General features: G+C 55.1%; 11 protein-coding genes and 1 tRNA gene. 10 read left to right on the plus strand and 2 right to left on the minus strand.

Going from position 1 to position 13,667, the window contains the following annotated elements; genetic code table 11:
• Positions 1–101: 101 nt before the first annotated feature.
• The 10 genes from rpoD (at position 102) to GRX76_RS00515 (ending at position 11,492) form a co-directional block, all read left to right on the plus strand.
• A complete protein-coding gene (rpoD, locus tag GRX76_RS00470; protein WP_160151496.1) occupies positions 102–1,979 on the plus strand; it encodes an RNA polymerase sigma factor RpoD in 1,878 nt (625 codons plus the stop codon).
• A gap of 173 nt (positions 1,980–2,152) precedes the next feature.
• Positions 2,153–2,542, plus strand: coding sequence for a diacylglycerol kinase (locus tag GRX76_RS00475; protein WP_201276871.1), 390 nt, complete (start codon positions 2,153–2,155; stop codon positions 2,540–2,542).
• 220 nt (positions 2,543–2,762) lie between these two features.
• A complete protein-coding gene (locus tag GRX76_RS00480) occupies positions 2,763–4,706 on the plus strand; it encodes an autotransporter outer membrane beta-barrel domain-containing protein (protein ID WP_160151498.1) in 1,944 nt (647 codons plus the stop codon).
• A gap of 95 nt (positions 4,707–4,801) precedes the next feature.
• A tRNA-Ile gene (locus GRX76_RS00485) sits at positions 4,802–4,878 on the plus strand.
• Positions 4,879–5,079: 201 nt separating this feature from the next.
• Entirely contained in the window at positions 5,080–6,330 is a 1,251-nt protein-coding gene (locus GRX76_RS00490; RefSeq protein ID WP_160151499.1) for an integrase arm-type DNA-binding domain-containing protein, read from the plus strand.
• Positions 6,331–6,378: 48 nt separating this feature from the next.
• Positions 6,379–7,218 (plus strand): hypothetical protein, encoded by an 840-nt coding sequence (locus tag GRX76_RS00495; RefSeq protein WP_160151500.1) that lies wholly within the window; start codon positions 6,379–6,381, stop codon positions 7,216–7,218.
• A 637-nt stretch (positions 7,219–7,855) separates the two neighbouring features.
• Complete coding sequence (locus tag GRX76_RS00500; RefSeq protein ID WP_160151501.1) at positions 7,856–8,086, plus strand: hypothetical protein; 231 nt, start codon at positions 7,856–7,858, stop codon at positions 8,084–8,086.
• 873 nt (positions 8,087–8,959) lie between these two features.
• Positions 8,960–9,808, plus strand: coding sequence for a hypothetical protein (locus GRX76_RS00505; protein ID WP_160151502.1), 849 nt, complete (start codon positions 8,960–8,962; stop codon positions 9,806–9,808).
• Complete coding sequence (locus GRX76_RS00510; protein ID WP_160151503.1) at positions 9,805–10,677, plus strand: hypothetical protein; 873 nt, start codon at positions 9,805–9,807, stop codon at positions 10,675–10,677. Before GRX76_RS00505 ends, GRX76_RS00510 begins: the two co-directional genes overlap by 4 nt.
• A 464-nt stretch (positions 10,678–11,141) precedes the next feature.
• On the plus strand, positions 11,142–11,492 hold the full coding sequence (locus tag GRX76_RS00515) for a DUF2200 domain-containing protein (protein WP_160151504.1): 351 nt from the start codon (positions 11,142–11,144) through the stop codon (positions 11,490–11,492).
• An 8-nt stretch (positions 11,493–11,500) separates the two neighbouring features.
• Here the strand turns inward: GRX76_RS00515 and GRX76_RS00520 are convergent, their stop codons facing one another.
• A complete protein-coding gene (locus GRX76_RS00520) occupies positions 11,501–12,742 on the minus strand; it encodes an MFS transporter (protein WP_160151505.1) in 1,242 nt (413 codons plus the stop codon).
• 76 nt (positions 12,743–12,818) lie between these two features.
• The gene (locus GRX76_RS00525) at positions 12,819–13,595 is read right to left on the minus strand and encodes a DUF3298 and DUF4163 domain-containing protein (RefSeq protein ID WP_160151506.1); all 777 of its coding nucleotides are present in this window, start codon (positions 13,593–13,595) and stop codon (positions 12,819–12,821) included.
• Between the last annotated feature and the right edge of the window lie 72 nt (positions 13,596–13,667).

Genomic DNA, 13,667 nt, shown 5'->3' on the forward strand with positions numbered 1-13,667 from the left:
TGACAGTCACTGTGGTTATTGCTATCGCAGATACGTTATAATCCCGCGTCTTTGTCCAGACAAAAGTCCAGACTTTCAATTCCCAGAATTCAGGGTTGTGCATGACCGACAAAACCCAGCAGCAGCAGACTACTTCCCGTATCAAGGAGCTGATCGCCCGCGGTAAAGAGCAGGGCTATCTCACCTATGCGGAAGTAAATGACCACCTGCCCGAAGACATCTCCGATCCCGATCAGGTCGAAGACATCATCGGCATGATCAACGACATGGGCATCAAGGTGTTTGAACAAGCACCGGATGCCGAAGAGTTGTTGATGGCCGAAGGCGACAGCTCCGCCGATGAAATCGCCGCCGCCGAAGCCGCCGCCGCCCTCGCCGCGGTTGAGTCCGACGTTGGCCGTACCACCGACCCGGTGCGCATGTACATGCGCGAAATGGGTACCGTGGAACTGCTGACCCGCGAGGGCGAGATCGCCATCGCCAAGCGCATCGAAGAAGGCCTGCGTGAACTGATGGCTGCCCTTGCCTACTGGCCGGGTGCGGTACAGCAGATCATCGATGAATACGCGCTGATCGAAAAAGAAGAGCGCCGCATCCCCGACGTGATCGCCGGCTGGCTCGACCCCGCCGACGAAGTGCCCCCGGGCGCCCAGGCCGGCCAGGCTGCGCAGGAGTCGAAAAGCGACGATAGCGACGATGATTCAGAGTCCGACGGTGACGATGACAGCGATGACGACTCCTCCGAGGAGGAAGAAGAAAACGTCGGCGGCATCGACCCGGAAGAGCTCGCCGAGCGCATGAACAACCTGATCGCCGCGCAGAAGAATGCCGATGCCGCGATCCAGAAGTACGGCCGCGACTCCAAAGAGGCCGGTGAGGCCATGGAAGCCGTGGGCGAAGTGTTCCGCTTCTTCAAGCTGGCCCCGCGCCAATTCGACCCGTTGTACAACGCGGTGCGCAGCATTCTGGACAACGTGCGCGAGCAAGAGCGCACCGTCATGAATCTGTGTATCAAACGCGCCCGCATGCCGCGCAAAACCTTTATCAAGGAATTCCCCGGCAACGAGACCAACGATGACTGGATCCCGTCCATCATCAAGAAAAAGCGCGACTACTCCGACGCCCTGCGCCAGGTAGCGGAAGAGATCCAGCGCGCCCAGCGCAAACTGCAGCAGGCCCAGGACAAAGCCCAGCTGGACATCGGCCAGATCAAAGAGATCAACCGCCGCATGTCCATCGGTGAGGCCCGTTCCCGTCGCGCCAAGAAAGAAATGGTCGAGGCCAACCTGCGTCTGGTTATTTCTATCGCCAAGAAATACACCAACCGCGGCCTGCAGTTCCTGGACCTGATCCAGGAAGGCAACATCGGCCTGATGAAGGCCGTGGACAAGTTCGAATACCGTCGCGGCTACAAGTTCTCCACCTACGCTACCTGGTGGATTCGCCAGGCCATCACCCGCTCCATTGCCGACCAGGCGCGCACCATCCGGATTCCGGTGCATATGATTGAGACCATCAACAAGCTCAATCGCATCAGCCGCCAGATGCTGCAGGAGATGGGCCGTGAACCCACCCCGGAAGAGCTGGGTGAGCGCATGGAGATGCCGGAAGACAAGGTCCGCAAGGTACTGAAAATCGCCAAAGAGCCGATCTCCATGGAGACGCCCATCGGCGACGACGAAGACTCCCATCTGGGCGACTTCATCGAAGACCAGAACCAGTCTTCCCCGGTGGACACCGCTACCGCCACTGGCCTGCACGACGCCACCCGCTCCGTGCTCGCCGGCCTGACGGCACGGGAAGCCAAGGTACTGCGCATGCGCTTCGGTATCGACATGAACACTGACCACACCCTTGAGGAAGTGGGCAAGCAGTTCGACGTTACCCGTGAGCGTATCCGTCAGATCGAAGCCAAGGCGTTGCGCAAACTGCGCCACCCCTCGCGCTCCGAGCACCTACGCAGCTTCCTGGACGAGTAACCTGAAAAGCCCGGCAACGCCGGGCTTTTTTTATGACATTTTATTGACACTTCACAAGCTAAGATCCGCTACAGCACCGTTCGAACCCGGTGCGATACACGCGCGAAAGCGCTCAAACTGAACCATCCAAGCTGAACGACCAAACCTAAACAATGGGGCGCAAGAAACCAGCCATGCAAGACGAATTCGTCAACAAACCTGGTAAAACCGGCATCTCCCGACTGATCGATGCCAGCGAATATTCTCGCCAGGGTCTGATCGCCACCTGGCGCAATGAAGCGGCTTTCCGCCAGGAAGTATCCCTCGCCATTTTCCTGATTCCCGCCGCCCTGTGGCTGGGCGAAACCGGCGTGGAGCGCGCGCTGCTGATCGGCGTGACCCTACTGGTGATGATCGTCGAGCTACTCAACAGCGCCGTAGAGGCCGTGGTGGATCGCGTTGGGCCAGAGAAGCACCCGCTGTCCAAAATCGCCAAAGACACCGGCTCCGCCGCCGTGTCCATTTCCCTACTGATGTGGCTCACTACCTGGGGCTGCATCCTGCTGCCGCGCTGGATTGGCTGACACCGGATTGGCTGACCTTGATTGGCTGGCAATGGATTGACAGACAAGAGCCCCGCTTTATTACCCTCTCACTACAGCGCGGCATAGCCCGACAAAATTTGTGACCGCCGGGCACCAGGCCCGGCAACCCCCAGACTCTCGACCTAGACTTCCGGTACTGACGTACCAATTGGGCCCACAATGGATGTGCGCCTGACGAATAAGACTCAGGGACGGAACTATGTCGTACCCCCGCGCGGCTAGTGCGTTTAACGCCGGCGCCCCCGCTCTGCGTATCACCGCATTTGGCCCCACACTTCCAGCTCTCATCGTCGCCCTGCCAGTTTGTCTGGCCCCAACCACCGGCTATGGGCAGATACTGTTTGGCAGTGAAGACAACCACTACACCCTGAACAGCGACAACCGCGCCAATATCGACAGCGGTCAACGGATCGACGGTGGCGCGGGCAATGACCGCCTGAGCATCCAGGGAGTCTCGCTGAGTAACCCATCGAGACTACAGCAGTGGGAGACCATCTCGCTCGAACACTCCGCCGACCTCACACTGGATTCCAGCCTGGTACTTGGCGGCAGCGATGCCCTGCCGGGACTCCTGGAAATCGATTCCAGCAGCCGGCTGCTGCTGCCCTACTTCAGCGCCGGCATAGTGCCCGGTAATGGCCAGCCTCTCTCCGTGATCAATCACGGTGTGATCAACATGAGTGGCAACAACACCGCCAACAGCCTGCTGATCCGGGGCGACTACACCGGCAGCGGCAGTATTCTCATGGACATGGTGGCCGGTGGTGACGACAGTCTCGCCGACCGCCTGATCATCAGCGGCGGGCGCGCCAGCGGCAGCACACAACTGCTATTCAACCGCCTCACGGGCAACGGAGCCGATACCGATAACGGCATCCTAGTAGTGGAAGCCCGCGACGGCGGCAGCACCACAAACAGCGCTTTTTTTATGGACGGCTCAGTGTCCGCCGGCCCCTATGAATACTTCCTGTTCCGTGGCAGCCAGGATCCCGAAGACGCCAACAATTGGTACCTGCGATCCAACCTCCAACCCAGTAGTACTCCGGTTACACAGCCAGCTGACGCCCAGTCCGGTATCCGCTTCAGTAGCGTGGCTGATGATGCTTCAGTAGCGTCAGACGCCCAGGTATCTCTCGCTCCCTCTGAAGGGATTATTGCGGCCGCGCCGGAATCAGGGGCAGCCCCCATACCCATCTACCGCCCCGAAATCCCGCTCTACGCCCAGGCCAAATCCCTCGCCCGCCTCAGCTCGTTACAAGAGATCGGCAGTTACCACAAACGCCGGGGTGAGCAGCGCAGCTGGTTTGACGGCATCAATGACGACTGGCTGCGGGTCCACCATATGAGCGCCGACTACAACTGGAGCGGCGACATCGACAACCGCTTCGATGGCAGCATCACCGGTATTCAGCTCGGCACCAACCTCTGGTCCGGCCCCACCTGCACGGGCGGCGCTCGCGAAACCGGGCTGTTCGTCGGCAGTACCCGCGCCAGCGGTGATGTCAGTGGTTTCGCCCGCGGCTATAGCGACTACAGCTCGGGCCAGAATCAGCTCACCAGTCACCACATCGGCTTCTACTTCAACGACTACCGCCCGGACATGGGCTATTTCGACTTCACCGCCAAAGTCGCCCACCTCACACTGGAAAGCCGCTCGTCCCGGGGAATCGGTGACACCATCAGCGGCCCGCAGCTGACCCTGTCTGTGGAAAAGGGCTTCACCTGGCAGGCCGCGGAACACTTCAACCTGGAACCACAACTGCAGGTCATCGCCAACTACAGCAACCTCAGTGCGTTTAACGACGGCATCTCCTGGGTAGAGCCCGACATGACTCCGGAAGCCAACTTTCGCGCGGGGCTCAGAGGCTACAACACCGACACCGCCTGGTTTGACGGCAACCTTCGCGTCTATCTGTTTGGGAATGTCTGGCACACCCTCGGCGGCAACGACCAGTTACTCTTCGACGGCAACCTGCAGACCGATCTTGAGCGCCAGGCCACCTGGGGAGAATTCGGCGGCGGTGCCGTCCTGCTACAGAGCCAATACGGCAGCGCTTTTTTCAACTTGGGCTACCAGCGCTCCCTGGATGACCTCAACTGGTCCGGTGGCAGCGCCAGTCTGGGATTCAACTGGGCCTGGTAAACCCCGCAGCCCCGTACCTCAAAGCGTTGATTTAGCGGGAAAAATCGAGTACTTTGCCAACCCGCTCGCGCACTGCCGCAAGCACCTTTCTGTGGGGGCCTTTAGCTCAGTTGGTTAGAGCATCCGACTCATAATCGGCAGGTCCTGGGTTCAAGTCCCGGAAGGCCCACCAACTTACAACCTCAGTAATTCTCAGCCTTTTCGCTACCCCGCGACAGGCTTAGCTTTCCAAGTTACCCTTAGTCTCAGCAAGTCTATTTGATGCCACCAAAACTGGGGGCATCTGGGGGTACATTTGGGGGCATCTGGGTAAATCACGCCAAGTGATGCCCCCAGAATCGGCTGGAGCCCCCGCCGCTTAAGGGATAGAGCCATGCCGTTGACGGAACTTCAGGTTAAACAGGCCAAACCAAAAGATCGGGATTACAAGCTATCCGACGAGCGGGGGATGCATCTTCTTGTGAAGAAGACTGGCGCAAAGTACTGGCGCCTGAAGTATCGCCACCCCCACACCAAGAAAGAGCGCCAGTTAGCTCTAGGGGTATACCCCGAAACAAGCCTTAAACGCGCCCGCAAAATGCGAGACGAAGCACGCCAGCTTTTACTAGAAGGCATAGATCCCTCCGACAACCGTAAAGCCCGCCAGGCTGAAAGCCAGACTGCTGCCACCAATACTTTCGAAACTCTAGCCCGCGACTGGTTTACGACAAGGATGGGGGACAAATCGGAAAGTCATCGCAAACGGACTCTCCGCTTGTTAGAGCGCGACCTGTTCCCCTACTTGGGGAATCGCCCCATTGCAGAAATCTCCCCTCCGGAACTTTTGATCATCCTCAAAAGGATCGAGGATCGCGGTGCGATTGAGACTGCCAAACGGGCGAAACAAATTGCGAGCATGGTATTCCGTTTCGCCATTGCGGGCGGTCGAGCCACTAATGACCCAAGCGCCTTAATTGGCGCTCAGCTTCAGCCGACCCAGACCCGACACTTCCCGACCATCACGAACCCCGCAGACGTGGGCAGACTGCTGGTCGCTATCGACGGCTACCAAGGCACCCCCACAGTACGCGCCGCGTTGAAACTTTCCCCTTTGCTCTTTTGCCGGCCCGGCGAGTTACGCGCGCTTGAATGGGGCGAGATCAATTGGGAAGACCGGCGCATCGAAATACCCGCGGCAAAGATGAAGATGCGCCATCCTCACATAATCCCCCTAGCGAACCAGTCCTTGGCGGTTCTACGCGAACTGAAGCCCCTCACAGGCCGCTTCCGTTACGTTTTCCCGTCTCCAAAAGGAGCGAGTAGGTGGATGTCGGAAAACGCCGTACGAACGGCCCTGCGCAACCTCGGCTACACCAATGAGCAGATTACTCCCCACGGATTTCGAGCTATGGCGCGTACGCTATTGGATGAGGTACTTAATCAGCGTGTCGAGTGGATTGAACATCAGCTCGCCCACTCAGTTAAGGACGCCAATGGAACCGCCTACAACCGCACCAAACATCTCCCACAACGTAAAGACATGATGCAGCGCTGGGCAAATTACCTTGACGATCTAAGGGCCCAGGCCAGTGCCTCCAATGTAATCATGGGCTCCTTCCGACAACCGCAGCCTGAGAAAACCTGAGCTTTAGGATAGCGCTGCCTGCGAGGCTAACATCAAAAAGGGATAGTGATGACAGAGAGAGAAGCTACTACAAGAAATCTAGATCGGGAGCGCGACTGGTTCTTTACCAAGGAAGTAAGAGAAACAGTTTTAACTCCCCCGGAACTGGAGGCCGCGCTCCCTTACCCCGAGTGGGCACCTACATATTGCGTTCTGCAGCTAGTCAAAGACACTGGCTCCGCAAGCATGGAGGAGGAAGTTGCAATATTGAAAACGCTGTGCACTAAACCCGAAATGGAGCGAGTTTGGCGCCGCCTTCGCAAGCATGACCTTAAGGCAGGGAAGGACTACTCCGCCAGACTCCCTCAAGAGGTGTACTTGGGCTTATATGGTTACTGCGCAGCAGCAGATGGCCTTACCCCGAGTCAGAGACAAAAGAAAACGGAGCAAATTCAGGCACAAATAGCCACCCTTACGGATCTCCTTCAATCCTTTCAACTTAATCAGCCTAGCCTCCGACTGTGGACAGATTTTGAGCTGGATAACATTCTGGGAAGAGGGAAGGCCCTTGATCGCTTTATGCGCCAAATGTGCTCTCCCAGCATTAGCGAGCTACTGCAAAGGCTCAGTGAAAGCCTAAACCAATCACCTGTCGGTGCTCATTCACTTATCCATGCAAAGACCAAAGACAACGAAATAACACGATTTGCTCGCCATATGGCCATCTATTTCGAGAAGAGCTATGGCGACCGCCTGCCAGAAAACATCTCGCTCATGATTTCGTCCATATTCGATAAATCAGTGGGAGTAGATTATTTACGGAAGAACCTGGACCTGACACCGGAGGGCGGAAAATTCCGACTTAAAGACTGGCAAAGTTTTCCGGGTAAAACTCCGTCAAGAATCTAACCAATATTTTCCGGCTATTTTTCGCCCATTTGATGTAGACAATAGGTATCAGCCTCAACAAATTTATAGGAGAGCTGATACATGCACACAGATACAAACCCATCCCGTTCAATCGAGCCTGAAGCCTTATATCGCGCATCAGAGTGCGCTCGATTCTATTCAATTGGTCTATCAACTTGGTGGCATTGGGCCAAATCAGGCAAAGCACCGAAAGGCATAAAGTTAAGCCCCAAGGTAACTGTTTGGGAGGGTTCCAAGTTGCTGGAATTAAAACAGCAGCTCATTGATGAGGCGGGAAGCCAGGGAGACCAGAAATGAAAAATCTCATTTCTAGAATCAGAAACACCTGCACAAAGCTCACACCTTTCCGTCGCTCAGAGATGGACAACTGGACCAAGCAGTTCCGCCCCCGTCAAGCAAGAGCGTTAGAGGCGCTTTTAAAACGCCCACACAGCCGGGAGGAGCTAGACAAGATTATTGGCACCAGCAACAGTCCAAATACCATCTTCCAGCTAAGGCGGCGTGGATTTGTGATCCCACTAGCCTGGCGTGCTCACATTGACCGGGATGGGTGCAGTGGGCGGCACGGCGTATACAGTCTTTCTGAAGATGACCTACAGCAAATTGGTGGCACACGATGAGGTACCTTCTTGAAATCGAGCAGTCTCTAATTACCGCCACTGTCATTTACGCAGAGAGCCACCAACAGGCGCAAAGGATTGCTGAAGAACTGATAGAAGGCACAGAAATACCCGACCAAGGCTATATCGGCCACCCGGAACCGCAACCGCAACCGCAACCGCAACCGCAACCGCAACCGCAACCGCAACCGCCCAAGATTAAACAGCTTCGGGAAATGGGGGAATAATGGCCAAAGCGAACAGTAAGGGGATGCTTCCGAATGGGCGCGGACATGGCAAGGAGTCATTCTTCCGAGCTTTGCATGCTATCTTCGATCATCCCGATTACCTGGCCTTGAGTAAGACTGCCAGGGCCTTTCTATGGGATCTGTGTCGCCAGTATAACGGTCATAACAATGGGAATCTAAGTGCAGCTCCCGCGATTATGGGGCCGAGGGGTTGGGATAAAAATACGACGCTCCGAGCTCGTCGCGAGTTAATCGAACGGGGTTGGATAGCCATTACGCGACTGCCAAGGGCCAAGAGAGAGCCTGTTCTTTACCGTCTTACTTGGCTTGATCTCAACAAGTGGATTGGTAAACCAGAACTTGACCCTGAAGCATATAAACAACCTCGTCGTCCGCTAAGAATCCCTCGGTGATTCGATTTTTTTGGCCATTCAAAAGGCCCAAAACTGACACTTAAAGGCACTTTCAGTACCCATAATGCCCCTTAAATAATCAACTAAAGGGGTTCTCAATGCCCTTAACTACTGGGCTAGCCCTTATTCATGGGTGCTGAGAGTGGTCCCTTCTTAGATATCTACCATGCACACTCGCATGCTAAAGCCGGACCTATGAGAAGATCGAAAAACTGCGGCCGTGCTGCTAATTGCTGCTCGGCAGCAGCCAACCATGGCTTTTAGCAAGAATGCGCTTAGTCGCTAGTCAGCTGAAAGATCCAGCACAGCTTAACAATTCAGCTTGGCTGATCAAAAATCACACTACCAAGAAAGAACCGTGCTTTACCCCAAGGGTATTTGTTAGTATCTATCCTTTTGGCGCGCACAGTTTTGAAAGATGCGCGCCATATCGATAACAATAAGTTCAAATGGAGTTGCTATGCCAATATTGCTGTTGGGGAGTGGCGCATACATCGGCCCTGCGGGCCAGACCAATGAGGGGCAAATGGCCCACTCTTTTTTTGGCTATATAAAGCTTGGAAACGGGGAAACGATTAGGGCCCACATCAAGATTTACCCAAGCCACTTCCAATGCCCCCAAGGTACAGGTACTTCACTTGTAAATCGGTCCTTGGAGAACGAAGTTATTGGATATTCTTTAGCGGAAGCCAAGGGCTTAACTGTAGCCCCTCGGGCGGGATTGATCCTTTTAACTTATGACCAGATCAATCAACCTCCTCAATGGTTACAGCCCAATGAGGCTGTGCCGGCTTGGTTTAGCGAGGACGCAAAACACCCGTCACTCGCCAACTTCCTAAAATTATCTGAACTGGAAGGCGAAAGAGCTGTTGCCAAGTTGAAGGCAAAGTTAAATAGAAGCCCCAAAAAGGCCGCGGCATGGGCGACATTTGACGAATCAGTGTTCAATGTCGACCGAAACCCAGGAAATGTTCTGACGAATGATACGCTGATCGACCACGGTAGCATTCTTTGCAGTGAAACATGGAGCCCGGACCAGCTAAATGCCGTCGCGGATCAATCAAACTCCATGAACAAGATATTAATATTTCTGCAGGAACATGCTGCTGAGTTACCATTCAAACAAGAGAGGGTACATGCGGCCCAAAGCCAAGCCGCAAGCTACTCCAGCAATCGTGACGCTGTGCACAGCTTATTAAGGGAGACCTTATATGAGTCCCAGCCAGAAACTGCCGAAGCGGTAATTAATTTCATAGAGCATCGCATTAGATCGGCAAACACACCTGAAAAGGTAGGTCTAGTAGCATGAGCATACATGACTCTCTCAGACAAAAACTTTCCATCTCGGAAGTTCCCGCGGTAAACGGTCAGTGGCAATCCATTCGATTCTGCCCTGATTTGGCAGCGGATGAGCGACTGAATATCGGCGTTTACATTCAAACTATAGATGGGAATCGCTACGTTAAGATGCTTGACCACTTTGAGCGGTTACAGTGTCTGTACGATAAGAACGTAGTTGAGCAGGATTTACTGACACTAATGAGTGAAACTGAAAGTATTTTACTTGCAGATGGCGCTGGGTCAGCAAATCAATTAAAACCACATATATCGCTAGGCAACCCTCTTTACGCTGCCGGAAGTAGTGTCGATGAAATAATCGATACGTTTTACGAAAATACGGTAACCCTAGGTAGACCAAAGCGTCGGGAAAGGACTTTTCGGCATATAACGGTAAGCAGGCTCCAACGGGGAATTTTAGATAACTTAAGGGAAAAAATACCTACGAGAGCCGAGAGTATTATTCGCTCCCAGCCTATCGAAGTAAGAGTAAATAACGAGCGAAACTTTACCATTGAACTACCACTGGTAGGCCTCCGAACAATCGGCGCAATAACTTCCGCTTACTTCAAAAGTCCCATGGTAGCCTCTAACAATATAATGCGGGCGGTCAGTGACATATCACTCGTTCAGAGATTCAGCGACCGCCGACAGGCCTCTTTGTCTCTATTAATCCCAGGTAATGACTCGAATCTATCAAGAGGTGAGATTAGAAACATCACTGAAATTGTGGAACAGCAAGTCGAGCGCGCTCGTGCACTGAACATAGAGGTTTTGCAAGGGACATCCATTTCCGAGGTATCCGACGCCACGGAGAACTGGTGGCGTGATATTGCTTAAATGACGCTGCGCCCATCCACCTAAAGTCCGCTGAAGCGGACTTTAGGCTCCTTCCTCGATCCAAACTAATAACTACCGAATCACCATAAGCCGAATATTCAAACCGGTTTATTCGTCACCCAGATACCTACTGAAGCCTAGATGGGGGTACATCTGGGGGCACATACCCTTCCTTGAATAAAAAATCCATATACATTTCAAATAGTTGAGACCAGAGTTCAAATGACGGAAGGCCACCATCTCTATCCCAAAGCTTTTCCCTCCGAGCCCGTCGGATGCCAACTCACCTCTCTACCCGAAAACCGGGCAGGTCCTGGGCTCAAGTCCCGGAAGGCCCACCATTTTCTCCCCCTGCCCAACCAGTCCGACTACCAGCGCTCCTGACAAGTAACTGCAGGCGGCAGGTGTATACTTTCGGCCGACTTTCTCTCGAGTTCCCCCAGCCAACCTCACTGGAAATACGCGTGACTCAGCATAAGATCTTTTCAATGCCCTTCGCCAAGGTCTATCCGATGTACGTAAAAAAAGCGGAGCGGAAAAATCGCACCCAAGCGGAAGTCGATCAGATCATCTGCTGGCTCACCGGTTACGATCAGGCCGGACTGCTATGTCAACTAGAGCGGGAAAACGATTTTGAAACTTTTTTTGCCGAGGCACCGGCGATGAACCCGAACACCGCACTGATCACGGGCGTGGTCTGCGGTGTTCGGGTGGAAGAAGTCGAGGATCCGCTGATGCAAAAAATCCGCTACCTCGACAAGCTGATTGACGAACTGGCCAAGGGCAAAGCAATGGAAAAGATACTGCGCACCTGAGTGCGCAGCTAAACTACCGGTACCGATGCCGAGTGTTTCCGCACTATCAATACAGCCAGTGCAATCACAGTAATTGCCAGCGGTGCAAACGAAACCCACAGCACACTGTTCCATCCATAGGCACTCAGAATGCCACCGGAGAAAAACGAGCCCAAGGCCATCAGGCCGAAAACGATAAAGTCGTTGAGGGATTGCACCCGGGTTTTCTCGGTATCGGTATGACACTCCAGCACCAGCGCCGATGCGCCGAGGAAACCGAAGTTCCACCCCAACCCCAGTAGAATCAGCGTCCACCAGAAATGCATGACCTGGACCCCCATCAATCCGACGGCCGCGGAAATACCGATCAGCAACAAACCCACCATCATCACCCGCTCGGCCCCGAAACGGGCGATCAGCTTTCCGGTAAAGAAACTGGGGCCGAACATGGCAATAACATGCCACTGCAAACCGAGGTTGGATGACTCGGTGGAGTGCCCGTGCATATGCATCGCCAATGGAGCCGCCGTCATCAGAAAGTTCATTAGCGTGTAGGAAATGGCTCCGCAGGTTGCCGCGGCAATAAAACGCGGTTGTCGCACGATGGTTGCCAGTGGCCGACCGCCGTGCGCCTGCTCGACCGTAGGCTTTGGCAAACGCACACCGACAAGAATCAGCGCGGATAACGCCGCGACGGTGGCCTGAGCCAGAAAAGTGACAGCAAACAGATACTGCGGCCAAAGATCCATGGTCCAGGTCACCAGCTGTGGCCCCACCACACCAGCCGCAACACCGCCGGCCATTACCATGGACAGCGCCTGCGCCTTGCGCTCCGGTGCCGCGGCATCGGCGGCAGCAAAGCGGAAGGTTAAAACCACTGCGGCATAGGCACCGCCAAAAAACGTCGACACACAGAAAAGCCAGAAACCACTGACACCGCCCATAAAGGTCGCGTACATGGCCAGCAGGCCCGCGAGCACACCGGCACCCGCCCCCGCCAAAAATGCCGCGCGGCGACCGTAGCGGCCGGCAATCACCCCCACTGGCAGGATGCAGAGCGCCATACCCACAACAAAGATCGACAGCGGCAAAGTCGCCAGCAGCGGTGTCGGCGCCAGGGTGTTGCCAACAATCGCGCCGGTCGCATAGACCACCACGGAGTTTGCACCGGCCAGTGCCTGGGCAATCGCAAGCCGCCAGATATTCGCGCGCTGCGTGCGCACACGCATTGCTGCAGCAGTTTCCGTCGCCAGGGCGTTATCTGATTCCATGCCTGTTTTCTCGGTGAGTCAGTCAGCGGTTCCGCCAGCCGGGGTAACCAGCTGGGGTGAAAAGTACATCGGCGGTTTACTGATAGGGCTCTCGCAGTATCTCCGTCAGCTTTTCCTGCGGCAAAGTCAGTTCCACCTGGCCCATGGAATAGGGGCCGAGAGTGTAGACGCCATACAGCAAATGGAGGCCATTATCGGTCATTCGGAAGTCATCGGTGCGAGCAAAAGGCCAGTTCTCCCGAAATTCCTCATCCACACTCTGCTCATCCTGCCACTGCTGATGCGCGGCCTCCGCCTGCTTCCAGAAATCCCCCTCTTTTCCGGGTTTAATCACATCGGCAAGTGTGACCGGGGCATTCTGCGCCAGATCCCAGTTCATCCATTGGGTGGCCGGCATGCCATGAGCGCCGCCGGTAAAGAGGTAGCTGCTGATTTCCAGCGTCAGCAGATCGCCGCGGCGAGCGAGAGATTTGACCGCGCCACTGAGCTGCCAGTGCGCACTGGATATATCGGCCACTTGCGCAGCCTCCGCGAGAAAGTCCTCGGCCACTTGCTCCAGACTGGCGCTGGTATTTTCTTTTCCGGCCTCGCCAAATCCCTGCAACTGAGTGAGCAGCTGTTTGCGGGCGGCGTCATTGAGTTCGGAGCGCTGGACGAAAACCTCACGGGTAATGCTCACTGATGCGCACTCTTCCGGCTGGGTGCAATCCGGCGCACGCTCTTCCAGGGTCACAATTTCGGACTTCAGAGGCCCGGCTTCCACGGACTGCTGGTTATCGCAGGCTACTAAACAGAGCACCACAGTAATGCCCAATAACCGGTACACGTACTTGGCGGTAGTCGAGTTCGACATATAAATCCTCTTCTCCAGGCTGGCGACAGGATGCAGCATAACGGCTACCGCCTGCTCCGGCTAACCCCTGCA

Source organism: Microbulbifer sp. ALW1, assembly GCF_009903625.1.
In the GTDB taxonomy this organism is placed as follows: Bacteria; Pseudomonadota; Gammaproteobacteria; order Pseudomonadales; family Cellvibrionaceae; genus Microbulbifer.